The 24101-nt window shown below is 61.4% G+C and carries 31 protein-coding genes; 17 read left to right on the forward strand and 14 right to left on the reverse strand.

Annotated features, from left to right (window positions below; genetic code table 11):
• Window positions 1-13 precede the first annotated feature (13 nt).
• Window positions 14-421 (forward strand): response regulator, encoded by a 408-nt coding sequence (locus tag AB7M25_RS11420; protein WP_429382883.1) that lies wholly within the window; start codon window positions 14-16, stop codon window positions 419-421.
• A 61-nt stretch (window positions 422-482) separates the two neighbouring features.
• Window positions 483-1145, forward strand: coding sequence for an HAD-IA family hydrolase (locus AB7M25_RS11425; protein ID WP_454237306.1), 663 nt, complete (start codon window positions 483-485; stop codon window positions 1143-1145).
• Window positions 1146-1252: 107 nt separating this feature from the next.
• On the opposite strand, the gene AB7M25_RS11430 is transcribed toward AB7M25_RS11425, so the two are convergent.
• The gene (locus tag AB7M25_RS11430) at window positions 1253-1912 is read right to left on the reverse strand and encodes a methyltransferase family protein (RefSeq protein WP_429382879.1); all 660 of its coding nucleotides are present in this window, start codon (window positions 1910-1912) and stop codon (window positions 1253-1255) included.
• A 112-nt stretch (window positions 1913-2024) separates the two neighbouring features.
• The gene (locus tag AB7M25_RS11435; RefSeq protein WP_429382877.1) at window positions 2025-2972 is read right to left on the reverse strand and encodes a GlxA family transcriptional regulator; all 948 of its coding nucleotides are present in this window, start codon (window positions 2970-2972) and stop codon (window positions 2025-2027) included.
• A 124-nt stretch (window positions 2973-3096) separates the two neighbouring features.
• On the opposite strand from AB7M25_RS11435, the gene AB7M25_RS11440 reads away from it, so the two are divergent.
• Both AB7M25_RS11440 and AB7M25_RS11445 read left to right on the forward strand, forming a co-directional pair.
• Window positions 3097-3888 (forward strand): SDR family NAD(P)-dependent oxidoreductase, encoded by a 792-nt coding sequence (locus AB7M25_RS11440; RefSeq protein ID WP_429382875.1) that lies wholly within the window; start codon window positions 3097-3099, stop codon window positions 3886-3888.
• A gap of 101 nt (window positions 3889-3989) precedes the next feature.
• Window positions 3990-4982: a pyridoxal-phosphate dependent enzyme gene (locus tag AB7M25_RS11445; RefSeq protein WP_429382873.1), complete on the forward strand. Its 993-nt coding sequence runs from the start codon at window positions 3990-3992 to the stop codon at window positions 4980-4982.
• Here AB7M25_RS11445 and AB7M25_RS11450 read toward each other — a convergent pair.
• Complete coding sequence (locus AB7M25_RS11450) at window positions 4976-5296, reverse strand: DUF2388 domain-containing protein (RefSeq protein WP_007973734.1); 321 nt, start codon at window positions 5294-5296, stop codon at window positions 4976-4978. The two genes, AB7M25_RS11445 and AB7M25_RS11450, sit on opposite strands and share 7 nt — an antisense overlap.
• Window positions 5297-5427: 131 nt before the next feature.
• Here AB7M25_RS11450 and AB7M25_RS11455 point away from each other — a divergent pair, with 131 nt between their 5' ends.
• Window positions 5428-6537: an NAD(P)/FAD-dependent oxidoreductase gene (locus AB7M25_RS11455; RefSeq protein WP_454238345.1), complete on the forward strand. Its 1110-nt coding sequence runs from the start codon at window positions 5428-5430 to the stop codon at window positions 6535-6537.
• Window positions 6538-6609: 72 nt separating this feature from the next.
• The gene (locus tag AB7M25_RS11460) at window positions 6610-7206 is read left to right on the forward strand and encodes a DinB family protein (RefSeq protein WP_102675765.1); all 597 of its coding nucleotides are present in this window, start codon (window positions 6610-6612) and stop codon (window positions 7204-7206) included.
• Here the strand turns inward: AB7M25_RS11460 and AB7M25_RS11465 are convergent.
• The 3 genes from AB7M25_RS11465 to AB7M25_RS11475 form a co-directional block, all read right to left on the reverse strand.
• On the reverse strand, window positions 7127-8047 hold the full coding sequence (locus tag AB7M25_RS11465) for a LysR substrate-binding domain-containing protein (protein ID WP_104447676.1): 921 nt from the start codon (window positions 8045-8047) through the stop codon (window positions 7127-7129). The genes AB7M25_RS11460 and AB7M25_RS11465 overlap by 80 nt on opposite strands.
• A gap of 178 nt (window positions 8048-8225) precedes the next feature.
• Window positions 8226-8588 carry a DUF6124 family protein gene (locus AB7M25_RS11470; protein WP_454237307.1) on the reverse strand — a complete coding sequence of 121 codons (363 nt, stop codon included), beginning with the start codon at window positions 8586-8588 and terminating at the stop codon, window positions 8226-8228.
• 489 nt (window positions 8589-9077) lie between these two features.
• Window positions 9078-9974 carry a LysR substrate-binding domain-containing protein gene (locus AB7M25_RS11475; protein ID WP_429395422.1) on the reverse strand — a complete coding sequence of 299 codons (897 nt, stop codon included), beginning with the start codon at window positions 9972-9974 and terminating at the stop codon, window positions 9078-9080.
• Window positions 9975-10197: 223 nt separating this feature from the next.
• On the opposite strand from AB7M25_RS11475, the gene AB7M25_RS11480 reads away from it, so the two are divergent.
• From AB7M25_RS11480 to AB7M25_RS11490, 3 genes are read left to right on the forward strand one after another with little or no spacing between them, the layout of a single operon-like run.
• Entirely contained in the window at window positions 10198-11214 is a 1017-nt protein-coding gene (locus AB7M25_RS11480; protein ID WP_454237308.1) for an aldo/keto reductase, read from the forward strand.
• Between the two features lie 2 nt (window positions 11215-11216).
• Complete coding sequence (locus tag AB7M25_RS11485) at window positions 11217-12014, forward strand: SDR family NAD(P)-dependent oxidoreductase (protein WP_429382865.1); 798 nt, start codon at window positions 11217-11219, stop codon at window positions 12012-12014.
• 26 nt (window positions 12015-12040) lie between these two features.
• Window positions 12041-12451, forward strand: a complete 411-nt coding sequence (locus tag AB7M25_RS11490) for an SRPBCC family protein (protein ID WP_454237309.1) — start codon at window positions 12041-12043, stop codon at window positions 12449-12451.
• A gap of 140 nt (window positions 12452-12591) precedes the next feature.
• On the opposite strand, the gene AB7M25_RS11495 is transcribed toward AB7M25_RS11490, so the two are convergent.
• From AB7M25_RS11495 to AB7M25_RS11510, 4 genes are all read right to left on the reverse strand, one after another.
• A complete protein-coding gene (locus AB7M25_RS11495) occupies window positions 12592-13995 on the reverse strand; it encodes a sensor histidine kinase (RefSeq protein WP_454237310.1) in 1404 nt (467 codons plus the stop codon).
• Complete coding sequence (locus AB7M25_RS11500) at window positions 13973-14656, reverse strand: response regulator transcription factor (RefSeq protein WP_020796732.1); 684 nt, start codon at window positions 14654-14656, stop codon at window positions 13973-13975. Before AB7M25_RS11500 ends, AB7M25_RS11495 begins: the two co-directional genes overlap by 23 nt.
• A 72-nt stretch (window positions 14657-14728) precedes the next feature.
• A complete protein-coding gene (locus AB7M25_RS11505) occupies window positions 14729-14962 on the reverse strand; it encodes a hypothetical protein (protein WP_454237311.1) in 234 nt (77 codons plus the stop codon).
• Window positions 14952-15074 (reverse strand): hypothetical protein, encoded by a 123-nt coding sequence (locus AB7M25_RS11510; protein WP_454237312.1) that lies wholly within the window; start codon window positions 15072-15074, stop codon window positions 14952-14954. Before AB7M25_RS11510 ends, AB7M25_RS11505 begins: the two co-directional genes overlap by 11 nt.
• Window positions 15075-15356: 282 nt before the next feature.
• On the opposite strand from AB7M25_RS11510, the gene AB7M25_RS11515 reads away from it, so the two are divergent.
• Complete coding sequence (locus AB7M25_RS11515) at window positions 15357-16286, forward strand: hypothetical protein (protein ID WP_454237313.1); 930 nt, start codon at window positions 15357-15359, stop codon at window positions 16284-16286.
• A 244-nt stretch (window positions 16287-16530) separates the two neighbouring features.
• On the opposite strand, the gene AB7M25_RS11520 is transcribed toward AB7M25_RS11515, so the two are convergent.
• Window positions 16531-17136 carry a glutathione S-transferase gene (locus tag AB7M25_RS11520; RefSeq protein WP_454237314.1) on the reverse strand — a complete coding sequence of 202 codons (606 nt, stop codon included), beginning with the start codon at window positions 17134-17136 and terminating at the stop codon, window positions 16531-16533.
• A 382-nt stretch (window positions 17137-17518) separates the two neighbouring features.
• Between AB7M25_RS11520 and AB7M25_RS11525 the strand changes: the two genes are divergently transcribed.
• The 3 genes from AB7M25_RS11525 to AB7M25_RS11535 all read left to right on the forward strand — a co-directional run bounded on the left by AB7M25_RS11525 (window position 17519) and on the right by AB7M25_RS11535 (window position 20244).
• Complete coding sequence (locus AB7M25_RS11525; protein ID WP_007935965.1) at window positions 17519-17923, forward strand: TraR/DksA family transcriptional regulator; 405 nt, start codon at window positions 17519-17521, stop codon at window positions 17921-17923.
• 620 nt (window positions 17924-18543) lie between these two features.
• A complete protein-coding gene (locus AB7M25_RS11530) occupies window positions 18544-19767 on the forward strand; it encodes a methyl-accepting chemotaxis protein (protein WP_454238346.1) in 1224 nt (407 codons plus the stop codon).
• A 273-nt stretch (window positions 19768-20040) separates the two neighbouring features.
• Window positions 20041-20244 carry a hypothetical protein gene (locus AB7M25_RS11535; RefSeq protein WP_429382853.1) on the forward strand — a complete coding sequence of 68 codons (204 nt, stop codon included), beginning with the start codon at window positions 20041-20043 and terminating at the stop codon, window positions 20242-20244.
• Between the two features lie 5 nt (window positions 20245-20249).
• On the opposite strand, the gene AB7M25_RS11540 is transcribed toward AB7M25_RS11535, so the two are convergent.
• The 3 genes from AB7M25_RS11540 to AB7M25_RS11550 form a co-directional block, all read right to left on the reverse strand.
• Window positions 20250-20486, reverse strand: coding sequence for a DUF2789 domain-containing protein (locus tag AB7M25_RS11540; protein WP_429382851.1), 237 nt, complete (start codon window positions 20484-20486; stop codon window positions 20250-20252).
• 132 nt (window positions 20487-20618) lie between these two features.
• On the reverse strand, window positions 20619-20849 hold the full coding sequence (locus tag AB7M25_RS11545) for a hypothetical protein (protein WP_007973761.1): 231 nt from the start codon (window positions 20847-20849) through the stop codon (window positions 20619-20621).
• A gap of 161 nt (window positions 20850-21010) precedes the next feature.
• Window positions 21011-21259 carry a hypothetical protein gene (locus AB7M25_RS11550; protein WP_454237315.1) on the reverse strand — a complete coding sequence of 83 codons (249 nt, stop codon included), beginning with the start codon at window positions 21257-21259 and terminating at the stop codon, window positions 21011-21013.
• A gap of 434 nt (window positions 21260-21693) precedes the next feature.
• Here AB7M25_RS11550 and AB7M25_RS11555 point away from each other — a divergent pair, with 434 nt between their 5' ends.
• From AB7M25_RS11555 to AB7M25_RS11570, 4 genes are all read left to right on the forward strand, one after another.
• Window positions 21694-22143 carry a hypothetical protein gene (locus AB7M25_RS11555; RefSeq protein WP_454238347.1) on the forward strand — a complete coding sequence of 150 codons (450 nt, stop codon included), beginning with the start codon at window positions 21694-21696 and terminating at the stop codon, window positions 22141-22143.
• Window positions 22143-22346, forward strand: a complete 204-nt coding sequence (locus AB7M25_RS11560) for a hypothetical protein (protein ID WP_454237316.1) — start codon at window positions 22143-22145, stop codon at window positions 22344-22346. Before AB7M25_RS11555 ends, AB7M25_RS11560 begins: the two co-directional genes overlap by 1 nt.
• A 118-nt stretch (window positions 22347-22464) precedes the next feature.
• Window positions 22465-23478 (forward strand): ABC transporter substrate-binding protein, encoded by a 1014-nt coding sequence (locus tag AB7M25_RS11565; protein ID WP_454237317.1) that lies wholly within the window; start codon window positions 22465-22467, stop codon window positions 23476-23478.
• A gap of 118 nt (window positions 23479-23596) precedes the next feature.
• Window positions 23597-24034, forward strand: coding sequence for a DUF3995 domain-containing protein (locus tag AB7M25_RS11570; RefSeq protein WP_429382843.1), 438 nt, complete (start codon window positions 23597-23599; stop codon window positions 24032-24034).
• The last annotated feature ends 67 nt before the right edge of the window (window positions 24035-24101 follow it).

Here is a 24101-nt window from a genome sequence, read left to right on the forward strand (position 1 = left end):
GAGCGGCACGGTCATGAGTCGAGTACCGACGACGGACGGACATCGTCCTGGCGGGTTGATTCTGGTGGTCGAGGACGACCCGCTGATCCTGGAGTTTCTCTGCGAGATTCTTCAGGAGGAGGGTTTTGTCGTCGAGCCGCACATCAGTGCGGACGCGGCAGCGATCTATCTGGAACAGCATGCGCCGCAGGTGGGCATGCTGCTGACGGACATCACCATGCCCGGCACGCTCAATGGTGCGGACCTGGCCAACCAGTTCGGCGATCGCTGGCCGGACAAGCCGATCATGATCATGTCCGGTTTCGAAACCCCTGCAAGCTCAGGCGTGCGGCACGCGGTCTCATTCATCAAGAAGCCCTGGATGATCGGTGGGCTGCTCGACTGTGTGAGCCAGGCCTTCAAGTCCAAACGACTCAACTGAACCGTTCGCAGATGCTACATTTGCCGGGCAAACCCGTCCGGCATCCGTGAGGTTCCTTTCCTTGTCCGATCACCCCGTCTTCAACTCGACTTACCGTGCCTTTCTGTTCGACATGGACGGCACCGTCCTGACGTCCATTGCCGCTGCCGAGCGGGTCTGGACCACCTGGGCCGTGCGCCATGGGGTCGATGTCGAATCCTTCCTGCCGACCATTCACGGCGCCCGCGCCATCGACACCATCAGGCGCCTGGGCTTGCCCGGGGTGGATGCCGAGGCCGAAGCCGCGTGGATCACCAAAGCGGAAATCGACGACGTCGACGGGGTATTCGAAGTGGCTGGCGCGGCGAAATTCCTGCGGTCCTTGCCGGCCAGGCAGTGGGCCATCGTCACCTCCGCCCCTCGGGAGCTGGCGTTGCGGCGGATGGCGGCGGCGGGGATTCCCGAGCCTGGGGTGATGGTGACTGCCGAGGACGTCACGGCCGGCAAGCCTGACCCCGCGGGTTATCGACTCGCGGCCCGGCGCCTGGGCGTGGAGCCTGGGCAGTGCCTGGTTTTTGAAGATGCCACGGTGGGGATTCTGGCGGCTGAAGCGGCGGGGGCGGATTTGGTTATTGTCACGGCGACCCATGAGCAGCCGATCGAGACGGCGCATGGGACGTTGGTTGACTATGACCTGGTCCGGGTTCAGGTGGATGCCGAAGGTCTGCGCCTGCACGCCGTCTAATGTGGGAGCGGGCTTGCTCGCGAAAGCGGTGTGTCAGGCAATACAGATCTCGACTGACACTATGCCTTCGCGAGCAAGCCCGCTCCCACAGGGGATCAGTGTTCCAGTCAGTAAAGCCCGGGAACCAACCGCCAAGTGCGGGCGCAATAGGCATCGTATTCGCTGCCGAACTGCGCCCTGAGCAGGGCCTCTTCCGAGTGAATCCGGGCAATCAGCGGGATCAGGGTCAACGCCGCCAGCAGCAGACCGACCCCCGAGCGAAACGCCAGCGCCCAGCCCACGGCAATGACCATCATCCCCAGGTAACTGGGGTTGCGCAGGCGCCGGTAAATGCCCTCGGTGACCAGACGATGCCCCGGCTGGATCGCCACCAGCCCGCTGAAGCGCTTGCCCAGCACAAACACCGGCCACAATCGCAGCGCGCCGCCCGCGATGAACAACAGTGCCCCGAGCCAGCGCACGCCTTCACCTCCAAACGTCCAGAAGTCGATGCGGTCGGTATAGGCCGGCACAAAGCCGCTGAGCACACCGATTACACCGAAGACCGGGAGGACCCAGCGATTGGCCCGGTCTTCGCGTTCTCCCGAACTCAGGTTGACCTCGGTGAACAGCGATGCGACGGCCATGACCAGGGTGGCCAGGGCAACGACGACCAGTGAGCCGTGGCTGAAGTAAGCCGCGAAGCCGCCCAGTCCCCAGATCGCCAGGGCGAGGTAGGCGAGGGTGCTGACGACGGCGAAAAACGCCAGTTTGGCCGAGATTTTCATAAGTACCTCACATACGGCATAGCGCATTCACTTATTGTAGGAGCTGGCTTGCCAGCGATGGCGTTTCCAGACTCAACACATCCTCCAGAGGCTATCGCCGGCAAGCCGGCTCCTACACGGACATCTCCGCCCGCGCATTGCGCCGGATCACCTGGGGCGGTTGTCCGAACACCCGCAGGAAGGTTTCGCGCATGCGGCGGCGGTCAGTGAACCCGGTTTCCAGGGCGATCTGGTCGAGGGTCAGGCGTCCGCGCTCGAGCATTTGTCGCGCCGCTTCCAGACGCAGGTTCTCGATGGCCTTGGCCGGCGATTGCCCGGTTTCGGCGCGAAACGCCCGGCTGAATTGCCGCGGGCTAAGGTTGGCCACTTGTGCCAGTTGCTCCACTGAAAGGGGCTGGGCGAGGTGTTCCCGGGCGTAGCCGAGCACTGTTTGGATGCGGTCGGATTTCGGCGCCAGTTCCAGCAGCGCCGAATGCTGCGACTGGCCGCCGGCGCGGCGGTGGTACATCACCAGTTTCTGCGCCACGGCCCGGGCCAGCTCGGCGCCGTGGTCCTTTTCCACCATCGCCAGTGCGAGGTCGATACCCGCGGTCATGCCGGCGGACGTCCAGATCGAACCGTCGATCACGTAGATGCGATCCGCCTCGACCTTGATCGCCGGAAACCGCGCCTGCAGTTCCCGGGCGTAGGCCCAGTGGGTGGTGGCCCGCCGTCCGTCGAGCAAGCCGGCCTGGGCCATGACGAACGCCCCGGAGCAGATCGACGCCGTGCGGCGCGCGCTGTGGATGCTGGCCTTCAGGTACTCCAGCACGGCCTCGGGCGCCTGTTCGACGATCGAGTCGCCGCCGACCACGATGACGGTGTCGAACACGCGCCCGTCGAAGGCCTCGGTGCAAACGCTCAAGCCCCCCGAGGCGCGCAGGTTGTGACCGTTTTCCGACAGCACGCGCACGTCATACAGGGTCTGTGCGGCACTGAAGTTGGCGTACTCGAACACCGGCATGGCGGCCAGCGCCATGGACTGGAAACCCTCGAAAACCACGAACGCCACGCTGATCATCGGCCTGTCCTCAAACGGTTGTGTCCGAAAAACGTACTTTAAACGTCATTTGAGACAAGCGAAAGTGCCTTTATAACGGTGTGCACCCGGCGAATCTCTCGCCTCACCCTAGAGGAATTGCACCATGGCTCTCTCATCCAAAGGCACTGCACTGATCACCGGCGCGTCTTCGGGCATTGGCGCGGTGTATGCCGACCGCCTGGCCCACCAGGGTTACGACCTGATCCTGGTGGCCCGCAGTCGGGGCAGACTCAATGTCCTGGCCAACCATTTGAGCGACCAGACCGGGCGCACCGTGGAGGTGGTGGCCGCCGACCTGACGAACAAGGCGGACTCGCTGCGGGTCGAACAGATCCTGCGCAACGACGCCAGCATCACCTTGTTGGTCAACAACGCCGGGGTCGGTGGTGTCATGCCGCTGCTCGCCAGCCCCGTGGACGACATGGAAGCGATGGTCGACCTCAACGTGACGGCATTGATGCGCCTGGCCTACGCGGCTGTACCCGGCTTCGTTGCCCGGGGCGCCGGCACCGTGATCAATATCGCCTCCATCGTCGCCATTGCCCCGGAAATCCTCAACGGTGTGTACGGCGGGACCAAGGCGTTCGTCCTGGCCCTGAGCCAGTCGATGCAGCATGAACTGGCGGACAAAGGCGTACGCGTCCAGGCGGTGTTGCCGGGGGCGACCGCCACCGATTTCTGGAGCGAGGCCGGCAACCCGGTGGAAAACCTGCCGCAGGAAATCGTGATGTCCGCCGAAGACATGGTCGATGCCGCGCTCGCGGGCCTGGCGGCCGGTGAAACGGTGACCATCCCGGGCCTGCACGATGGCGGCCAGTGGGATCGTTACGAAGCCCAGCGCAAGACGCTTTCCGGGTTGTTTGGCAATAGCGTGGCGGCGCCGCGTTATCGCTGAGACTGTCCCCGGACCGGGTGAACTAAACTTGCATGAGAGGACCGTTCACCGCTGGCTCGTCGACTTGTTCGGCGAGCCGGTGGCGTGTAACAGGAACCGACATGCTTCATATCCGCACACCTTTGATCCTGCACCCCGGCCTGTCGACCCCGACCCGCCGTATCTGGCTGAAACTGGAAAACCTGCAACCTGGCGGCTCGTTCAAAATACGCGGCATTGGCTTGCTGTGCAGCCGGGCGGCGCAGCAGGGCAAGCGCAAGGTGGTCTGTCCCTCCGGCGGTAACGCGGGACTGGCCACGGCCATGGCCGCGGCATGCCTGGGGCTCAAGGCCTGCATCGTGGTGCCGCACACCACCCCGCACAGCACCCGGGCGCGGATCAGCAAGACCGGCGCCGAGGTGATCGAGTACGGAAAGGTCTGGGACGAGGCCAATCAATGGGCCCGGGAGCTCGCCCAGGACCCACGCAGTGAATTCGTGCCGGCCTTCGACCACCCGGTATTGTGGGAAGGGCACAGCACGATGGTCGATGAAATCCTTGCCGACTGCCCGCCAATGGATGTGCTGGTGACATCGGTGGGCGGCGGTGGCTTGCTGGCCGGGTTGCTCACCGGGCTGATTCGTCATCGGCACACCGATTGCCGCATCGTCGCCTGCGAAACTGAAGGCGCGGCGTCATTCGCCGCGGCGGTGGCGGCTGGGTACCCGGTCAGGTTGCCGAAAATCGATACGGTTGCCACGTCCCTGGGCGCCGCGCAAGTGGCCGCCTGGCCGGTCAGGCACATCGGCGATTTCCCCTATGAGTGCGTGGTGCTCAGTGATGATGAGGCGATCATGGGCGTGGTGCGTTACGCCAATGATTTGCGTCAGCTGGTCGAGCCGGCGTGCGGCGTTTCATTGGCGATCGCCTACCTGGATCACCCGGCGATTGCCGACGCCCATGACGTGGTGATCGTGGTGTGCGGCGGGGTGAGTATCAACGCGCAGCTCGTGGCCGGGTGGGCACGCCTGTCCACTGGCACGCACGCAAGGCAGGGCTGGAAACGCTATCCCGGTGTCACAAGCCCTACCGCTGGCGATGACGGTCTTCAGTGATCGGTGGCAACGCCTTCCTGGACGAGGATGGCGCGGGCCAGGTCTTCGTCGCTTGCGTTGTTGAGGGCGGGATTGTCCTGACGGATTTTTTTCAATACCGCTTCCAGATAAGCACCACGAATCGCACCGCCGCTGGCGACGAAGCTGGAGGCGTCATCCCGGGCGGGAATCATGAGTTTGTGGTCTTTGAACGTTGAGTACAGCGAGGCGGAAACCCCTGCGGAAGTGGCGACGTCACCGGCATCCACTTTGGCCAGAGCCGAACCTGCGGGCAAACAAAGTACCAGTGCAGAGATGATAAATAGGCGGCGCATGACGGTGTCCTCCGACAGCATGAAGCATAAGGGATGTACCACATAGTTTAGGATACGTGGCAGTCGACGAGAGTTCCGTGATGAGAGTTCTGAGGCATCGCCGGCAAGAACAGGTGTGGGAGGCAGGGGCGTTGAGCGTCGATATTCAAAGCGTGGTGATCGGGGCCGGCGTCGTCGGGTTGGCGGTGGCCAGGCGCCTGGCCATGAGCGGGCGGGACGTGCTGGTGGTCGAGGCCGGGACGGGTATCGGCACGGGCATCAGTTCGCGCAACTCGGAGGTGATTCATGCCGGTATCTATTACCCGGAAGGCAGCCTCAAGGCGCAACTGTGCGTGGAGGGCAAGCAGCGTCTTTACGCTTTTTGCGATGAGCACGCCGTTGAATACCGGCGCGTCGGCAAGCTGATCGTGGCCACCGATGCGCAACAGCGCTCGGCGTTGCAGCGTCTGTTGGAGCAAGGGCGACTCAATGGTGTCGATGACCTGCAATGGCTCGACAGCGCACAGGTCCGCGAACTTGAACCGGCATTGTCCTGTGTCGCGGCACTGTGGTCGCCCTCTACCGGCATCGTCGATTCCCACGGGCTGATGCTGGCACTTCAGGGCGACGCCGAGCGGTTCGGTGCGACGCTGGCCTTGAACACGCCGTTGCTGTCGGCCCGGTGCATCGACCAGGGCTTCGAGCTGCACATGGGCGGCAGCCAACCCATGACCCTGCGCTGCCGCGAAGTGATCAACTGCGCGGGGCTGTCCGCTCCGGAGGTGGCGCGCGCTATCGTCGGCCTGCCTGAACAGTGCGTTCCCCAGGCGCATCTGTGCAAGGGCAGCTATTTCAGTTTCAGCGGCCGGGCACCCTTTCGGCACCTGGTGTATCCGGCCCCGGAGAGTGCGGGACTGGGCGTGCACATGACGCTCGACCTGGGCGGGCAGGCGCGCTTCGGGCCGGATGTCGAATGGGTCGAGCACATTGATTACCGCGTCGAACCCCGTCGGGCCGAGGGCTTCTATCAGGCGATCCGCCGTTATTGGCCGGGTTTGCCGGACAACAGCCTGCAACCGGCCTACAGCGGCATTCGTCCGAAAATCAGCGGGGCGACCGAGCCGGCCGCCGATTTTCTCATCAGCGGATGTGCCGAACATGGCGTGCCGGGGCTGGTGAATCTGTTTGGCATCGAGTCACCGGGGCTGACCAGTTGCCTGGCGCTTGCCGAGTACGTGGTGAAACGCCTCGACGACCGATGATCAGTGCTGGCCCTGCCTTGCGGGCATCGGGTCTATGCTAGGGAGTGCGCTTACTGCCATCGGAGACCTCTGATGATCACCGTACGCACTGCCTGCCTGCTGGCCGATTACAAACGTTGGGCCAATCAGCGTCTGTTTGACAGCCTTGCGGCGCTTCCTCCGGGCGAAGTCAAAAAACAACGGGTGTCGGTGTTCAACAACATGATCGGCACCCTCAATCATGTCTACGTGGTGGATTGCATCTGGCGGGCGCACCTTGAAGGCCGGGGACATGGCTTCAAGACCTCGCACGATCTGCTGCATGCCGACCTGTCCGAACTGCGCCAGGCGCAAAAAGAGATCGATCGCTGGTACTGCGACTGGAGCGCCCGGCAAACCGATGCCTCCCTGGACAAACCGGTGGAGTTCACCTTTGTCTCGGGCGAAAGCGGCACCATGAGCGCCGGCGCGATGCTGATGCATGTGGTCAACCACGCCAGCTACCACCGCGGCTGGGTGGTGCAGATGTACTTCGAGATTCCCGCCATGCCACCGGTGACCGACATGCCGGTGTACCTGCGCGAATCCGAGCCGGTGCTCCTGCAGTCGATCAATGCCCCGACGGTGGCGCCGCCATGTGCTGTGCAATTTTCGAACGCAACCAGCGTTCTGCCGGATCGTTATCGTTGACCCCGTTCCAGACCATCGACAGTTCGGACAGGTTGATCTCAAAGGGCGCATCGTCCGCCCGTAACTGGTTGCTGCCTTCGATCAGCGCACTGGCCGCGTAATCCGGTACCGTGGCGAGCATGTCAGTCCCCGCCAGCAACGCCCGCAAGCCCGCGAACTGTGGCACCGCCAGCACCACCCGGCGCGAACGGCCGATGCGGGCCAGGTCATTGTCGATGGCACCGCTCAGATCCCCGGAAAACGACACCAGTGCGTGAGGGCGTTCGCAGAACTCGTCGAGGGTCAACGGACCGGGACGGTCATCGCCGCGCAGGATCTTCACGCTCAGGTCGCGCAATTTCTTGCGCTTGGCATTGGCCGGCAATTCCGTGGTGTAGCTGATGCCGACGGAAATCTCGCCGCTGGCCAGCATCGACGACATCAGCAGGAAATTCACCCGGCGCACCACCACCACAACGTTCTGCGCCTCCTCGCGAATCTGCTTGAGCAGCGGCGGAAAGAGCCCGAATTCGGCGTCGTCGGACAAGCCGATGCGAAACACATCGCGACTGGTGGAGGGCTCGAAATCCTTGGCCCGGCTGACCGCCCCGGAAATGGTGTCCATCGCCGGCTGCAACTCCTTGAGAATCTGCAACGCCCGCGGGGTCGGCTCCAGGGTTCGACCGTTACGCACCAGCAACGGGTCGTCGAACAGATCGCGCAACTTGGCCAGCGACGCACTGACAGCGGGTTGACCGAGGAACAGTTTTTCCCCGGCCCGGGTCAGGTTCTTCTCGAACATCAGGGTTTCGAAAATCACCAGCAGGTTCATGTCCACGCGGCGCAGGTCGTTGCGATTCATGCCGGGGTTCTCGGTGGGATCTTGAGTCTTCTCAGTAAAGCACCAAATCCTGTGCAATCTGGAATTCGCTGATGACCTGTGGGAGCGGGCTTGCTCGCGTAAGCGGTGTGTCAGGCGACAACATTGCTGGCAATGCCGACGCCTTCGCGAGCAAGCCCGCTCCCACAGGTTCGGCGTTTTATTCAGGCGGATCGAGTCGATCCAGCGCCCGGTTCACTGCCAACTCACCCAGCATGATGACCTGAGCAATGCCCAGCAGCGTGTTGCGATGCGAGCCCTCCAGAAAACCCGCCAGATTATTGGTCATCACATTGGCCGAGGCCAGCGATTCGCAGGCGTGGGCCAACAGGGTCTCGGTGTCGATGTCGGGGTTGATGGTGAACATCGTGGACGGTTTGTGGGGCGTGGCCATGATGTTGGCGGCGGGGTTGAGGTAGTGATTGAGGGCGCGTTCGGCGGCTTCGTGGAATTGCTTGGAGTCGGGGCTTTCGTAGGGGGAGGCTGGATCGGTTTCTGGCGGGTTGGGTGTTGGTTTGATCATCGATAGAACTCCAGTACTGTAAAAATTGGAGCCATCACTTTCGCTACCAAACGAAGGGCGGTGGCCATGCACAGGTTGGTAGACCGGAGTACTGGAACCGGCGCCCCCGAAGAGGCCCTGCGCATGACGACCATAAAAGCAGCAACTGCTTGAAGTGGCGCTACGCGCAGTACTCCGGGCTACCAAACCCGATCGCTGTTTTTCAGCGACCGGCTAACGATAAAGCCCGGACCCAAGACGCGTAAGCCGGCGGATTCTGGCGTACCCGTAGGCAATGACGCAAGGCGTTGTAGCTTTCATCAAGTAACGCTGACAGCCGTTAAACAAGGGCGGTCGGTCGATGTTTAATGTGCGGTTGTCACGACAAAAACATGGCTTTGGGCTGAGCACGAAACCTGTGGGAGCGGGCTTGCTCGCGAAAGCGGTGTGTCAGTCGACAACATTGCTGGCAATGCCGACGCCTTCGCGAGCAAGCCCGCTCCCACAGGTTCATGGGGTGGACTCAGGCTCGGTCAACATTTTGCGGAAAGTCTCCACCAACGGCCGCAAATTGATCCGGTGCCACGCCGCCCACAGCGGTCGGGTGAGGGAAATCCACGGCACTTCCCGCAGCACCACGCCCGGCGGTGCGTTGCGGCTCAAGCCTTTCTGGATCATGGCGATGCCCAGTCCCGAGGCCACCAGTGCCATGGCGGTGAACGGGCCGGTGGCTTCCATGCGGATATCCGGGGTGAAGCCGGCGCGGATGCAGGCGCTGACGAAGTTTTCGCGACTGGCGATATTCTGGTGTTGCACGCCAATCCACTCCTGATCGGCCAGATCTGCCGGGGTCAGCACGGTCTGTTGTGCTAGCGGATGGTGCTCGGGCAGGGCCAGCAGCATCGGGTCGTCCAGCACCTGAAAACCCAGCAGGTCCGGGTCGTCTTCGGTCGGTGGTTCGCTGACCAGGGCGATGTCCAGGCTACGCTGGCGCAAGCCTTCGAGTTGTTCGGCCGAGCGCAGGTTGTACAGCGCCACGTGCACGTTCGGCCGGTTGACCCGCAGCACGCGCAAGGCATTGGGCAGCACGCCGGCGTGCATGGCATTTTCGATGTAGCCGATGCACAGGCCGCCTTCCTCGCCGCGCCCCAGGCGTTTGCCGAGGGATTCCAGGCGATTGGCGTGGGTCAGCAGGGCGCGGGTTTCGGCGAGGAAAGTCTGGCCGTCGCGGGTCAGGCGGATGCGTTGCTGGCTGCGCTCGAACAGGGTCAGGCCCAGGCGCTCTTCGAGCTGGGCGATCTGTCGGCTCAGGGGCGACTGGGAAATATGCAGGCGTTCGGCAGCGCGCCCGACGTGTTCTTCCTCGGCGACGGCGACGAAGTAGCGCAATTGGCGGATGTCGATCATATCAGACCTTCAAGGACTCAAATGCTGCACATTATGTCTTGGACGGTCCGATGCTCGCAATCTAGGATCGGCTCAACGGTCACTAGCAACGAGGTGACCCCTCTGTAGGAGCCGGCTTGCCGGCGATAGCGGTTCGTCAGGCGACACCTGCTTCGGCTGTTCCGGCGCCATCGCCGGCAAGCCGGCTCCCACAGGTTGACCTGATACTCAAGAGGACTCATCCATGAGCTTGAAAGACAAACTGCCCGGCGCGCTGGGCCTGGGCACCGCACCACTGGGTAACATGTTCCGCGCCATTCCCGAAGACGAGGCGATGGCCACCGTCCATGCCGCCTGGGACGCCGGCGTGCGTTACTTCGATACTGCGCCGTTCTACGGTTCCGGCCTGTCGGAAATTCGCCTCGGCGCCGCATTGGCCCGCTACAACCGCGACGACTATGTACTGAGCAGCAAGGTCGGCCGGGTGATCCTCGACGAAGTCGAAGACACCGCCGCCCGTGACCTGGGCGAGAAAAGCGGGGTGTTCGAGCACGGCCTGCCGAACAAAATCGTCAACGACTACAGCGCCGACGCGACCCTGCGCTCCATCGAAGACAGCCTCAAGCGCCTGCAAACCGATCGCCTGGACATCGTCTGGGTCCACGATATCGCCCAGGATTTCTATGGCGACCAATGGCTGGAGTACTTCAACCAGGCCCGCACCGGCGCGTTCAAAGTGCTGACACGCTTGCGCGAAGAAGGCGTGATCAAGGGCTGGGGCCTGGGCGTGAACAAGGTCGAACCCTGCGAGCTGACCCTTGATCTGAGCGAGGCGCAACCGGACGGTTTTCTGCTGGCGGGTCGCTACACTCTTCTCGACCATGATCGCGCCTTGCAGCGTTTGATGGACGCCGCCCTGGCGCAGCATGTCGAAATCGTGGTCGGCGGTCCTTACAGCTCGGGCATCCTGGCCGGTGGCGCGCACTTCGAATACCAGCAGGCCAGCCCGGCGATTATCGACAAAGTCGAGCAGATCAAGCGTATCGCGACGGCCCATGGCGTCGACGTCAAGGCCGCGGCATTGCAGTTTTCGCTGGCTAACCCGGCAGTCGCCGCGGTGATTCCGGGTTCCAGCCGTCCGCAGCGGATTGCCGAAGACGTGGCCGCGTTGTCGGCGGTGATTCCCGCTGCTTTCTGGCAGGCGTTGCGTGAGGCGAAGCTGGTTTCCGAGCGCGCACCCTTGCCCCTCACTGGAGCTTGAACATGAAGATTGATTTGAGCGCAAAACTGGCAATCGTCAGCGGCAGTACCGCCGGCATCGGCCTGGGCATCAGCCAGGCACTGGCCGAGGCGGGCGCCACGGTGGTGGTGATCGGCCGCGATACGGCCAAGGTCGAGCAGGCACTGGCGAGCATCCGTCAGCGTGTTCCTGCTGCGCAATTGCGTGGCGTGACCGCCGACCTGGGCACCGCCGAAGGCGCCGAAAAACTGTTCGCCGCCGAACCACGGGCCGACATCCTGGTGAACAACCTCGGGATCTTCAATACGGTGGATTTCTACGACGCCCCGGACAGTGAGTGGACGCGCTTCTACGAGGTCAACGTGATCTCCGGTGTGCGCCTGTCCCGGCACTACACACCGGGCATGGTCAAGCAGGGTTGGGGGCGGGTGATCTTCCTGTCTTCGGAATCCGGCGTGGCGACACCGGCGGACATGATCAACTATGGCGTGACCAAAAGCGCCAACCTCGCCGTGTCCCATGGCTTGGCCAAACGCCTGGCCGGCACCGGGGTGACGGTCAACGCGATCCTGCCCGGCCCGACCTTTACTGATGGCCTGGAAGAGATGCTCAAGGACGCCACGGCCGAATCCGGGCGCAGCGCCCGGGACGAAGCCGATGCGTTCGTGCGCAAGGCCCGGCCGACATCGATCATCCAGCGCGTGGCGGACGTCGAGGAGGTTGCCAATCTGGTGGCCTACATCGCTTCGCCGTTATCCTCGGCCACCACCGGTGCTGCCTTGCGGGTCGACGGCGGTGTCGTCGACAGCCTGGCCATCTGAACCTTATTGATTGGAGAAAGCATTTCATGGCAACTGCAACAGCCTTTATCGACATCCCGGCTTCGGCCGAACAGGTCTGGCAATTGATTGGCGGGTTCAACTCGCTGCCGGACTGGCTGCCGTTCATTCCCAGGAGCGAGCTCAGTGACGGCGGGCGCGTGCGCAGCCTGCAAACGGCGGATGGCGCGGTGGTGATCGAACGCCTGCAAACCTTCGACAATGCGGGCCGAACCTACAGCTACTCGATTGTGCAGGCACCGTTTCCGGCGACTGATTATCTGGCGACGATCAAGGTCGAGGCGCAAGGCGAGGGCGCGCGGGTGAGCTGGTCCGGGCGGTTTGAACCGGTGGGTGTGAGCAATGAGGAAGTGGAGGCGTTGTTTACCAGTATCTATCAGGGTGGGCTTGAGGCCTTGCGGGCCAATTATCCGGCCTGACCGTCAAAATACCAATCCCCCTGTGGGAGCGGGCTTGCTCGCGAAAGCGTAGTGTCAGCCAACATATTTGTTGAATGAGAAACCGCATTCGCGAGCAAGCCCGCTCCCACAAAGGATCTGTTTTGATCTTCGGATGAACATTAGGCCTGCGGTATCAAACTCTCCCGACAATCAAGCACCAGCCGCGCGCCACCCAGTTCGCTGCTGCCCACCTCCAGCGTAAATCCGTGCAGGCTGACAATCGCCGCGACGATGGACAGGCCCAGCCCGAAACCGGTCTTTTGATTGCCGGCCTCGGCGCGATAGAAACGCTGGAATACCGCTTCACGCTCCGCCTCGGGAATGCCCGGGCCGGAGTCGAGCACTTCGATCCGTGTATGCCCGCCAGCATTGACCCCGCGCAAGATCACCGCGCCACCGGGCGGGGTGAATTTGATCGAGTTGCTGAGCAGGTTCGCCACGGCTTCGAACAGCAGCGCCCGGTCGCCATTGAGGGGGGGCAATGACGCGGGCAGGTGCAGCTGGAAAACCAGGCCATCGTCTTCCGCCAGGGGCAGGTAGAACTCATGCAGTTCCTGCAGCAACGCCACGGGGTCCAGTTGCACAAAACCGGAGCGGCGCCGGCGATCTTCCAGTTCGGAGATCCGCAGCAGGCCACGGAAACGCGCCATCAGCGTATCGGCCTCGGCCAGCACCAGGTCCAGTTGCATGGCCTGCGGCGAGCCTTCGCCGGCTTGCTGCTGCATGCGGTAAAGCTGCGCGCGCAGACGGGTCAGGGGCGTGCGCAGGTCATGGGCGATGTTGTCGCACACACCCTTGACCTCGTGCATCAGGCGCTCGATGCGTTCGAGCATGGCGTTGACGATGGCGGCGAGCATGTCCAGTTCGTCACGCCGATTGGACAGTGGCAGACGCCGGCTCAGGTCGCCGGCGACTATGGCTTCGGCACTGGCCTGGATCCCGCGGATGCGGCGCAATGGCCGGCGCCGCAGCAGATACCAGCCGACGATGCCCGGCAGGATGGTCAGGGTCACCCCCCAGAACAGCGCGTGAAGAATGATGCGGGTCACGGCGAACAGCGAGCCGTTGTCGCGCACCAGCACCAGCCAGCGGCCGTCGAGGGTGCGGGTCGCCACGGCGTCGCAACTGTCGGCGGGCAGCGTCTGGTCATCATTGTCGCCGGAGGCATCGCAGTCGCGCAGCATGTGGATCTTGCCATCGAGCGGCAGGCCGTCCGGAATATAGCGCAGGGCGCCACTGAGGTAACGGTGCCGGGCATCGAACAGGCCGTAGGCGTCTATGCCGCGGATGTCGAAGGTCATGCTGACGGCGAGGGCGTCCACCAGTTGCTCGCCCGAGAAGCGCGAAAACAGGTGCTGGCGCTGCATCAGTGAATGCTTGGCCAGGTTGTCCAGGTAGGCGGAAACCTCGTAGTACATGACCCCCATGAGGATCCCGCTCCAGATCACGAACAGCGAACTGTAGAGCGCCAGCAAACGGCTGCTGGAAGAGCGCCAGCCTTTAGACGGGTTCGGCAATGACATAACCGGAGCCTCGCACGGTCCGAATCAGTGGGACATTGCCAGGCGGGTCGATTTTCTTGCGCAGACGGCCGATGTGTACGTCGATCAGGTTGGTGCCGGGGTCGAAGTGGTAACCCCAGACTTCTTCGAAAATCATCATCCGCGAGAGGATTTGCCCGGTATTGCGCATCAGGAATTCCAGCAGTTTGTACTCGGTGGGCAACAGCGTCAGCAGTTGACCGTCGCGGCTCGCTTCGTGGCTGATCAGGTTCAGCTCCAGGTCCGCCACCCGCAACGTGGTGGCCTGGGCGGTCACGGTGTTCTGCCGGCGCAGCAGGACTTCGACCCGGGCGGCCATTTCATCGGTGGCGAAGGGCTTGGTCAGGTAGTCGTCGCCGCCGGCGCGCAAGCCGCGCACGCGTTCATCGACGTCGGACAGTGCGCTGATCATCAGGATCGGGGTCGCCACGCCCATGGTCCGCAGCGTGGTGACGATCGCCAGGCCATCGAGCTCGGGCAACATGCGGTCGAGGGTGATCAGGTCATAGTTGCCGCTCACCGCCCGCTCCAGCCCTTCGCGGCCATTGTCGACCCAGTCGACGTCGAGGCCGTGGCTACTCAGTTCGGCGACAATTTCCCGGGCGGTCACGGCGTCGTCTTCGATGGTCAAGATGCGGGTCATAAGGCTGGCCTGATTTGCAGTTCAATACGAAGTTGCGAGCATTTTGCCAAGAAAAAACCGCGAGTTAATAAATTAACTTTCATCTGGACGGGGTCGCTTCACGCATTCTCGGGGAATTGTAGGAGCCAGCCTGCTGGCGATGGGCTCAAGTGCGCCGCGTTTATCCGGTTCACCCGCGTTATCGTTAACGACCATCGCTGGCAAGCCAGCTCCTACAGTAGACGCGTCTGTAGGAGCCAGCCTGCTGGCGATGGACTCAAGTGCGCCGCGTTCATCCAGTTCACACGCGTAATCGTTAACGACCATCGCTGGCAAGCCAGCTCCTACAGGAGACCGCGTCTGTAGGAGCCAGCTTGCTGGCGATGGACTCAAGTGCGCCGCGTTTATCCAGTTCACACGCGTAATCGTTAACGACCATCGCTGGCAAGCCAGCTCCTACAAAAGACCGCGTCCGAATCGAAAAACCAGTGAACGACCCCCCCAAAAAAGGTTGTCTGACCCCCAGTGGCAACGCAAATAACCCATGCATAAAACCCGTTGGATCAACCTGTTCCTTGCAGTTTGCATGGGGCTGGGAAGTTCAAACTTTCTAAGCAATTGAAGCGCAACGATTTATTCAGTGGGGCGTGACTGGCACGGTGACTGCAATTCCTTCCTCGAAGAGTTGTAACACCATCTTTCTGCCTGGAGCGATACAACTATGAATAGATCCTCTGACGGTTTCTATCCCGCCATGGATGAGTCCACCACGCTGTCCGGTGTGTCCTGGGGGGCGATTTTCGCGGGTGCCGCTGCCGCGGCGGCGTTGTCGCTGATCCTGGTGTTGCTCGGCTTTGGCCTGGGTTTTTCGGCGGTATCGCCTTGGGCCAATGAAGGCGTGAGCGCCAAAGGCCTGGGGATTTCGACCATTGTCTGGCTGGCCTTCACCCAGATTGTCGCATCGGGACTTGGCGGGTACATCGCCGGGCGACTGCGGGTGAAGTGGGCGTACATGCACGGCGATGAAGTTTACTTTCGCGACACGGCCCATGGTTTTCTGGCCTGGTGCGTGGCGACGCTGGTGACGGCCACGCTGGTCGCCGGTTCGGTCAGCAGTCTGGTCGGCGGTGGCGTGCAGGCCGGGGCGAACATGGTTGGCGGTGCCGCCAGTGCCGCGACGCAAGCCGTGGGCACGGCGGCAGGCAATACCCAAGGCGATGAGTACGGTTACTTCGTCGACAGCCTGTTCCGTGATGATCGCCCGGTTGCCGTCAGCGATGATGCGGCCCGGGGCACCGTCACCCGGATCTTTGTGCGTTCCCTGAGCAGGGGGGAGCTGGCCGCCGAAGACCGGACTTACCTGGCGCAACTGGTCGCGCAGCGGACCAACCTCACTCAGGCCGACGCCGAACGTCGTGTCGATGAGGTCTATGCCCGCACCCAGAAAGCCGTGGCCGACGCCAAGCTGGCCGCTCAACAAGCCGCTGACACCGCTGCGAAAGTGGCGGCGTGGACCACGCTGTGGATGTTCGTTGCGCTGTTGGCCGGTGCGTTCTTCGCCAGCCTTGCCGCCACCTTCGGCGGTCGTCGTCGGGATGCGGTTGTGTATCTGGAAACCGAAACCTACGTCACCGCTGCACCGATTCGTTAATCCAGGAGAATTACCATGCGTTCATTACTGCTGTTCTTTCTCGGCGTGCCGATCCCGATCATTATCTTGATTGCGTTGTTTGTGCATTGATTCGACTGCCGCTTCTGCCTTTGGGTGAAGCGGCGCTTTTGCTTAAGCCATCGCGAGCAAGTCGGATCGCCGCACCGTCGCTCCCACAGGAAGCGTGATTCCCTGTGGGAGCGAGCTTGCTCGCGATGGCGGTCGATGAGTCGAAATGAATCCGTCATTCAATCGGCGTACTGACAAACACCTCAAGCCCTTCGGCATACGCCGTGAACGCGGCAATTCGCGGAAACTGCGCCGCACTCACCTGGTCAGGCACCACCAGGTTGGTGAAGCTCCAGGCAACCGCCAGCGTGATGCCGTCCTGCTCGATCACACCGTCAGTCTTCAGCGGCTGCTTTTCCAGCTCCCGCTCCAGTGCCGACCAGGCCGCCACCAGCTGTCCTTCGACCCGCTGCACCCAAGGCTCGAATTGAATTTCCGCCGGTCGCAGGTTGCGCTCGTAGTAAAGCTGCACGGTTTTTTCGCTGGCAGCCAGCGCCAGGCCGATCAGGCGCAACGCGCGCAGACGCTGAGCCGGTTCGACAGGCATCAGGCTGTTATCGGCCAGGGTTTCCAGGTAGTCGATGATCAGCGTCGAGTCCATCAACACCTCTCCATCATCCAGCACCAGCGTAGGCGCCTTGACCACCGGGTTGATCTGCCGGAATTGTTCGAAGTGGCGGAACACCGAGACCGATTGATGTTCCAGCGTGATTCCCAGGCATTTGGCAGAAATGGCGGCGCGCCTGACATAGGGCGAGTCCAGCATACCGATCAGTTTCATGGTCCTTTCCTTTATATGGCCATTTCGGGAGGGACAACCTTAGCTGAGGTTCGCAGCCGTGCAAATGGCAGGGAAAAAGGTGGGGAAAATGGCCCCGTGCAGGCCGTTTGTCTTCTATATACAGCCGCTCGATTGAATTTCTTGCTATAAACGCACTCCGATTACCGCCTCAAAGCCTGCCGTAGAGCATTTTCAGGGCTTTGTCGGACAAATTCGCTGTCTTTTCAGTTGCTGAGGCCTCAAGTCGGCCGTAGACTGCCGCCCCTCGTAAATTGAGTGCCGGGTGGCGCTTGGAACAAACGGCGCCTTTCCGATGGCCTTCCCAGGTCTGCCGGAACGCTCCCTTATTCGCCTTAATGCACGTTTTTTTATAGAGATATCAATGACAAAGGACAAGTTGCTGGCCATGCCGGCGGATGACTACATGAATGCCGAGCAACATGCTTTTTTCTCCGAGCTGTTGCAGAACATGAAAGTCGAAACCCATGAGCGCATCGAACAGAACCGCATCGCCATCGAAAGCCTGGACACCCCGGCCGATCCGGCAGACGCGGCTTCGGTCGAAGAAGAGCGCACCTGGCTGGTGAACGCGATCGATCGCGACCAGCGCATGCTGCCTCAGTTGGAACAAGCCCTTGAGCGCATCAAGGAAGACAGTTTTGGCTGGTGCGACGACAGCGGCGAGCCGATTGGCCTCAAGCGCCTGCTGATCAGCCCGACCACCAAGTACTGCATCGAAGCTCAAGAGCGTCACGAGCAAATCGACAAGCACCAGCGTCAGGCCTGATTCTGTGAGGCAGTCCAGCAAGATGGACTGCCTTTGAAAAGATCGCAGCCTGCGGCAGCTCCTACGCAATTGAAGTAGGGCGTTGTCGCAGGCTGCGATCTTTGTTTTCTGCCGTCTGCGATTTCCCGATTCTTCTATTGATCTGCTGCAACGTTCGCGACTAAAGGCTCATGGATAATGGCCTTATGCCGGCGTTTAATGCGATGACAACAATTAGAAGTTTTCCGGGGGTGACGATGATGACAAGAGACGGGTCTCTGGTTGCGGCAGTGCCTGCACCAGTGCTGTTGCCGAAAAACCGCTGGCTGACACCGACGCTGCAAAGCATCGCCCTGATGCTGTTGTTATGTGGCATGACGTTGGGCGGTGGGTCGCTCTACCTTGGCCTGCCCCTGGCCATATTGATCATCTGGCTGCCGCGCTTGCGTTCGCGCGCGACCCCACAGGCGGCTTTCTCCGACAACCCCGATGCCATCGGCGAGTTGACTCGCGATCTTTCCTACACCACCAGCCATAACGCGCTCTCGGCCGCCGGGGTGGCGTTCTCGGTTCGGCAGCTGGCGGAAAAACTGCAATCGCAGCTCTCGGCGGCGGCACAGATCGTCAGCAACGCCGAGGTCATGATTACCACCGAACACGCCACCTCACTGCTCAGTCGCCAGGCGCTGAGCGCCGCCAGCGAGGCTCATCAATGCGGCGCGGTGGGGCGTACGGAACTGATCGAGTCCATTGCCCGCATGCACCAGCTCAGCCAACGCGCCAGCAACAGCCGTGAACTGATCGAAGCCTTGAGCCTGCGCAGCGATGATATCCAGCGCGTGACCCTGGTGATTCAGTCCATCGCCAGCCAGACCAACTTGTTGGCATTGAACGCCGCCATTGAAGCGGCGCGGGCGGGGGAGCACGGTCGCGGGTTTGCCGTGGTGGCCGACGAGGTTCGCGGGCTTGCCGCGCGCACGGCGACCGCGACGGGCGAAGTCGGCGATATGGTGGCCGATATCCAGCAACGTACGGCGCAGGTGGTGGAGCAGATCCGCCAACTGTCCAGCGATCTCGACACCGGCGTCGAGCAGGTCGAGCGCACGGGGCAGCACCTGGAGAACATTGCCCGTCTGGCGGCCAGTGTCGAGTCCCAGGTCGGGGAAATCGCCCAGGGCGCAGACACCAACCGTGAACAGCTCGACAGCCTGTTCCACGCCATCGAACAGATGCGCAGCGACCTGGCGGTCAGCGACCAGCAGACTCAGCGTCTGGCCCAGGCGGCGGTGCAAATGGAAGGGCAGGCCGAAACCATCAGCGAGCGACTGGCCGAGGTGGGGCTGGATGATTATCACCAGCGGATCTACGACCTGGCCCGGGAAGGCGCGAGCCGGATTGCAGAGCGTTTCGAGGCGGATATCGATGCCGGTCGAATCAGCCTGGACGATCTGTTCGACCGCAACTATCAGGTCATCCCCAATACCAGCCCGGCCAAGTACCAGACGCGTTTCGACCGCTACACCGATCAGGTCTTGCCAACGATCCAGGAACCGTTGTTGCCGCGTCACGAAGGATTGGTGTTCGCCATCGCCTGCACCCAGCAGGGTTATGTGCCGACCCACAACCATGCGTTCAGCCAGCCGCTGACGGGGGACGCGCAGGTCGATGCCTTGCAGAACCGGACCAAACGCAAGTTCGCCGACCGCACCGGGATCCGTTGCGGCAGCCATCAGAAGGCCGTGCTGCTGCAAACCTATACCCGCGACACCGGCGAGTTGATGCACGATCTCTCGGTGCCGATCCTGCTCAAGGGCCGGCATTGGGGCGGTTTGCGCCTGGGCTACAAGCCGGAAAAACCGCGCTAGAAACCCCGGGTTGCCGGGTAATGCTGTTCAACTGTAGGAGCGAGCTTGCTCGCGATGGACTCAAGAGCGCCGCGTTTAGTCAGTAAACACGCGGCATCGTTAACGACCATCGTCGGAACGCCGCCCGGAGCAAGCTCGCTCCTACAGTGGATCGGGTTGCCGGGTGATTGTTACAAATACTGCAACTAACCTGTGCAGCGTTTCGCTGTTTCCTCGTCGAAAATTTAACTAGCATACCTATTAATTAGGTTGCTAATGAAGTTCGAGGTCGGCATGCAAGGCAAAGTTGATGTCGCGGTCATGATCGGCAGTGGCGTACCTGCCAATCTGCGCTCCATGGGACGCAAGGTTTGCTGGGTGGTTTTGCTCAATGGCGAACGGCGGGGCACGGCGTTCTCCAGTCGCGACGAAGCGGAGGAGTGCAAGGCTGCCTGGTTGGCGCAATTGAACGCCGAACGACCGGACAGCCTGCATTGAAGTGGTCAGTGGGTCTGATGCATGCGCAGGTTCAGGTCGTCGACCACCCGCGCCCAGTCTGCGTCTTCGCGTAGTTGTTCCTTGAGGAAGCCGGCCTGCTGCGGTGTCCAGAACTCGGCGTCGATGAGCTTCTTGTCGTCAGGCAGGGAATGGCCGGCAATGAAGTCGTCGATCGCTTTCTGGCTCGAGTCCAGGCCGAGCTGGTCGAACAGGCCTTTCAGGTCGTGTGTCGGTGATTCCATCTTCATCTCCTTGCAGGTCATCAGTCGGGTCGAGGGGCGACGTGCGGTCTCCTGGTTTCGAGGGCGCCGCACGGGTGGAGTTCGATCACGATGTTCAAACGCAACACAGAGCATAGACCGCCAATCCGGCTATCAGGCTTTCAGTGCCCCGGCATCGACCGCCGCCTTCAGTTCCCTGGCCGATTCCTGGGCCGCGATGGCGGCGACATCCGGGGTTTTGAACCAGCGATCCTTTTCGACCTGGTGATAGGTCACGGTCTTGAGCGGAGGTTTGGCGCGCATGACAATCACGGCCTGGAATTCACCCTCGACTTCTCTGGCTTCACCCCGGATAAAAAACTCGCCGATATCAAATTCCGTCACGTTGCAGACTTCCCCTGGAAATACATTGTTGTTGTCAACGCAATCCGATTGGTTGCGGATCCGTTTTATTGGGCGGGCAGTATGGCAGTAGTTGCCCGTCGACGGCTGAGATAAGTCGACGGGCAGACCAAACGTCGATGAAAATGAGCGCGGCGGGCCTGTCAACCCTGTGATTCAAGAAACCGGGCGAGGGCGCAGGCTTCGTTATGATTGGCTCGGAAACCTCTTACGCAGCCTGTAGAAATATCCTTGATGTGAAAGAAGGCAATGCCCGCCATCACCACCTGAAATCTCGGGCGGGGAGGGACATCGGGAAGCGGTACAGAACGGCCGAAGGCCATCGGCTGCGAGTTCGCTGCTGTTTTCGAGTCAGGCACCAAGGGATAGGCAAAGTGTGTCAGTGTGCACATATGAAGTCCTTTTCATTGTTTTACCGACGTATGTACGTCGTTTTGGCTAGTCTCCAGGAGCATCGCTGCTCTAGAATCACCCTTACTGGCGGGTGAATGATGTTTATCTAAAGCAATTTTTTGCTGATGATATGTAGGAAAATTTGTTCTCTTGGTGAGATTTTTCCCCGAAGTTGATAGTCCATAATTTTCTGGCAGCAGGAAGGGCGTTTTCCTTCAGCCTGTGACGAACGCCAGTCAGGACGACGCGAGTGACGTTCCAGTAGTCTTCTCAAGCTTCGTGATGAATGAGTGCACTGCTCATTCAGGACTTCAATCCGGGTTCTCTGGCTACACCTTCGGCATTGCCGCTTTTTTGGCTGTGCGATTATTTTTCGCGTACGGCACCATTTTTCAGATGTGGGGATGTTTCCTTGGCAGTAAGTAATCTCGATATGCATGCCTTGTTCGTGCTGGGCGATTTGCGCGCAAAGCTGGTCAAGCAGTTTCAGTCACGTTTCGTTTACATCACCGAACAGAGCGCTGAAGGCATTTACATTGCCGAAATCGACACTGAATCAGCCCTGGTGGTGGACGACAAACCCGGACTCAAACTCAAGGTCGGCGATCATTTCAGCGCCTCCGTGCTGCCCAGTCGCGAAGGCGGCAAGCTGGACATCAGGTTCCGCGACATCAAGCTGACGGTTTACGGCATTGGCGATTACGCCTTCGTGACCACGGCCGACGGTCAGGGGATCGTGTTCAAGGAAGGTCACAGCGTGGTGATGGTGTTTGCCGCCCACCAACAGTTGCAGGAAGGCCTGACCAAGACCCTCAAGGCCGTGACCGCCAAAGCGGCCAAGTGGCGCAAGGGCGAGCTGGTGACCTTCAAGGCCAGCGAGTGATGACCCTGACCCGCGCCGACTTCCACGAACAGAACCTGGCCAGCGCTCAAGACGAAGCGCGGCGGCTGTTCGGGCAGAAGACCCTTCTGCAGGGAGCCTGGCTGAACTGGGTGGCGTCACAGCTTTACCAACTGCAACCGGCGCCATACGCCAGCATGGTCAGACGAGAGCTGACGCGTTTGCAGGAAGCTTCCGAAAACTGATCTCCGCACCTCGAAAACGGGAACCTCTACTACAGTCATTGGACTGAGTATTCAGAGGCTTCGCGGTCTACTGCCAGGCCATCCTGCTATTGCTGTGAACAGCACGAGGTGCAAAAGCATGAACGGATTTCGACGGTTGCTGGCTGCTGTCCTGGCCACTTTCGGTTTGCTGGCGACACCCGCCCCGGCGTTTGCCGCCCAGGCGCCGATCCACTTCGCCGACCTGAACTGGGAAAGCGGCAGCCTGATTACCGATGTCCTGCGCATCATTGTCGAGAAGGGCTACGGGCTGCCCACCGATACCTTGCCGGGCACCACCATCACCCTGGAAACCGCGCTGGCCAACAATGACATCCAGGTCATTGGCGAAGAGTGGGCCGGTCGCAGCCCGGTCTGGGTCAAGGCCGAAGCCGAAGGCAAAGTCGTCAGCCTCGGCGACACGGTCAAGGGCGCGACCGAAGGCTGGTGGGTGCCGGAATACGTGATCAAGGGCGACCCGGCCAAGGGCATCAAGCCGCTGGCGCCGGACCTGCGCAGCGTCAGCGACCTGCCGCGCTACAAAGACGTGTTCAAGGACCCGGAAGCTCCGACCAAGGGACGTTTCCTCAACAGCCCTATCGGCTGGACCTCGGAAGTGGTCAACAAGCAGAAGCTCAAGGCGTACGGGCTGGACGACAGCTACGTGAACTTCCGCAGCGGTTCGGGCGCGGCCCTGGATGCAGAGATCAGTTCGTCCATTCATCGTGGCAAGCCAGTGCTGTTTTACTACTGGTCGCCCACGCCGTTGCTCGGCCGCTTCAAGCTGATTCAACTGGAAGAGCCACCGTTCGACGCCGAAGCCTGGAAGACCCTGACCGACGCCGACAACCCCAATCCACGGCCGACCCGTTCCCTGGCCTCCAAGCTGTCGATCGGTGTGTCCACTCCCTTCCAGAAGCAATATCCGCAGATAGCCGAGTTCTTTGCCAAGGTCGACTTTCCGATCGACCCGCTGAACAAGGCGCTGGCCGAGATGAGCGAGAAACATACGCCGCCGCGCCAGGCGGCGCAGGTGTTCATGAAGGCTCATCCGGACGTCTGGCGGGCCTGGCTGCCCAAGGACGTGGCGGACAAAGTCTCCGCCGCCCTGTAGGCGCTGCCGCAGGTCGGGATCTTTTGATCTTTGTCATGAAAAAGCAAAATCAAGACATCGCAGCCTGCGGTAGCTCCTACAATGTTCGGTTCATATCCCTTTCAAGGATCTCTGAACCATGACCCTGTTGTTGGCTCAGTCGCTGGTGACGATCTTCGCCGTGATCAGTCTGGTGCATGTGTATTGGGCGTTGGGTGGCGAGTGGGCGGCGGTGGCGGCGGTCCCGCAAGTACCGCAGGAGGGCAGCACAAAACTGCGACCGGCGTTCAAGCCACGAGGCTGGATCACGCTGGTGGTGGCCGGGGCATTGCTGTTGATCGCCGTGCTGGTGTGCTGGCGGGTGGGCTGGTGGCTGCGGCCCTTGCACCACTGGTCGTTGCAGTGGGTGATCAGCGCCATTGCGATCTTGCTGTTTGCCCGGGCCATTGGCGATTCGGAGCTGGTGGGCTTTTTCAAAGAGGTCAAGGGCTCGAAATTTGCCCGGCTCGACACCTGGGTTTATTCACCCTTGTGTGTGGTGTTGGGGGCAGGGTTGTTGGCGGTGGCCTGGATTTGATTGTGACAGTACTGGCCCCTTCGCGAGCAAGCCCGCTCCCACAGGTTTTGTGTGCGCCACAAATCCA

This window comes from Pseudomonas sp. AP3_22 TE3818, assembly GCF_053628995.1.

What these genes read in the sequence shown, in the direction of transcription:
- AB7M25_RS11475 (WP_429395422.1), bottom strand. Translation starts at nt 9,974, where the DNA reads ATGATCGACATCCGCCAATTGCGCTACTTCGTCGCCGTCGCCGAGGAA.
- AB7M25_RS11420 (WP_429382883.1), top strand. Translation starts at nt 14, where the DNA reads ATGAGTCGAGTACCGACGACGGACGGACATCGTCCTGGCGGGTTGATT.
- AB7M25_RS11465 (WP_104447676.1), bottom strand. Translation starts at nt 8,047, where the DNA reads ATGAATCGCAACGACCTGCGCCGCGTGGACATGAACCTGCTGGTGATT.
- AB7M25_RS11430 (WP_429382879.1), bottom strand. Translation starts at nt 1,912, where the DNA reads ATGAAAATCTCGGCCAAACTGGCGTTTTTCGCCGTCGTCAGCACCCTC.
- AB7M25_RS11460 (WP_102675765.1), top strand. Translation starts at nt 6,610, where the DNA reads ATGATCACCGTACGCACTGCCTGCCTGCTGGCCGATTACAAACGTTGG.
- AB7M25_RS11555 (WP_454238347.1), top strand. Translation starts at nt 21,694, where the DNA reads ATGCATGCCTTGTTCGTGCTGGGCGATTTGCGCGCAAAGCTGGTCAAG.
- AB7M25_RS11565 (WP_454237317.1), top strand. Translation starts at nt 22,465, where the DNA reads ATGAACGGATTTCGACGGTTGCTGGCTGCTGTCCTGGCCACTTTCGGT.
- AB7M25_RS11485 (WP_429382865.1), top strand. Translation starts at nt 11,217, where the DNA reads ATGAAGATTGATTTGAGCGCAAAACTGGCAATCGTCAGCGGCAGTACC.
- AB7M25_RS11570 (WP_429382843.1), top strand. Translation starts at nt 23,597, where the DNA reads ATGACCCTGTTGTTGGCTCAGTCGCTGGTGACGATCTTCGCCGTGATC.
- AB7M25_RS11540 (WP_429382851.1), bottom strand. Translation starts at nt 20,486, where the DNA reads ATGGAATCACCGACACACGACCTGAAAGGCCTGTTCGACCAGCTCGGC.
- AB7M25_RS11515 (WP_454237313.1), top strand. Translation starts at nt 15,357, where the DNA reads ATGAATAGATCCTCTGACGGTTTCTATCCCGCCATGGATGAGTCCACC.
- AB7M25_RS11535 (WP_429382853.1), top strand. Translation starts at nt 20,041, where the DNA reads ATGCAAGGCAAAGTTGATGTCGCGGTCATGATCGGCAGTGGCGTACCT.
- AB7M25_RS11520 (WP_454237314.1), bottom strand. Translation starts at nt 17,136, where the DNA reads ATGAAACTGATCGGTATGCTGGACTCGCCCTATGTCAGGCGCGCCGCC.
- AB7M25_RS11500 (WP_020796732.1), bottom strand. Translation starts at nt 14,656, where the DNA reads ATGACCCGCATCTTGACCATCGAAGACGACGCCGTGACCGCCCGGGAA.
- AB7M25_RS11435 (WP_429382877.1), bottom strand. Translation starts at nt 2,972, where the DNA reads ATGATCAGCGTGGCGTTCGTGGTTTTCGAGGGTTTCCAGTCCATGGCG.
- AB7M25_RS11495 (WP_454237310.1), bottom strand. Translation starts at nt 13,995, where the DNA reads ATGTCATTGCCGAACCCGTCTAAAGGCTGGCGCTCTTCCAGCAGCCGT.
- AB7M25_RS11550 (WP_454237315.1), bottom strand. Translation starts at nt 21,259, where the DNA reads ATGTGCACACTGACACACTTTGCCTATCCCTTGGTGCCTGACTCGAAA.
- AB7M25_RS11445 (WP_429382873.1), top strand. Translation starts at nt 3,990, where the DNA reads ATGCTTCATATCCGCACACCTTTGATCCTGCACCCCGGCCTGTCGACC.
- AB7M25_RS11525 (WP_007935965.1), top strand. Translation starts at nt 17,519, where the DNA reads ATGACAAAGGACAAGTTGCTGGCCATGCCGGCGGATGACTACATGAAT.
- AB7M25_RS11490 (WP_454237309.1), top strand. Translation starts at nt 12,041, where the DNA reads ATGGCAACTGCAACAGCCTTTATCGACATCCCGGCTTCGGCCGAACAG.
- AB7M25_RS11510 (WP_454237312.1), bottom strand. Translation starts at nt 15,074, where the DNA reads ATGGTCGTTAACGATTACGCGTGTGAACTGGATAAACGCGGCGCACTT.
- AB7M25_RS11530 (WP_454238346.1), top strand. Translation starts at nt 18,544, where the DNA reads ATGATTACCACCGAACACGCCACCTCACTGCTCAGTCGCCAGGCGCTG.
- AB7M25_RS11470 (WP_454237307.1), bottom strand. Translation starts at nt 8,588, where the DNA reads ATGATCAAACCAACACCCAACCCGCCAGAAACCGATCCAGCCTCCCCC.
- AB7M25_RS11440 (WP_429382875.1), top strand. Translation starts at nt 3,097, where the DNA reads ATGGCTCTCTCATCCAAAGGCACTGCACTGATCACCGGCGCGTCTTCG.
- AB7M25_RS11560 (WP_454237316.1), top strand. Translation starts at nt 22,143, where the DNA reads ATGACCCTGACCCGCGCCGACTTCCACGAACAGAACCTGGCCAGCGCT.
- AB7M25_RS11480 (WP_454237308.1), top strand. Translation starts at nt 10,198, where the DNA reads ATGAGCTTGAAAGACAAACTGCCCGGCGCGCTGGGCCTGGGCACCGCA.
- AB7M25_RS11450 (WP_007973734.1), bottom strand. Translation starts at nt 5,296, where the DNA reads ATGCGCCGCCTATTTATCATCTCTGCACTGGTACTTTGTTTGCCCGCA.
- AB7M25_RS11505 (WP_454237311.1), bottom strand. Translation starts at nt 14,962, where the DNA reads ATGGTCGTTAACGATTACGCGTGTGAACTGGATGAACGCGGCGCACTT.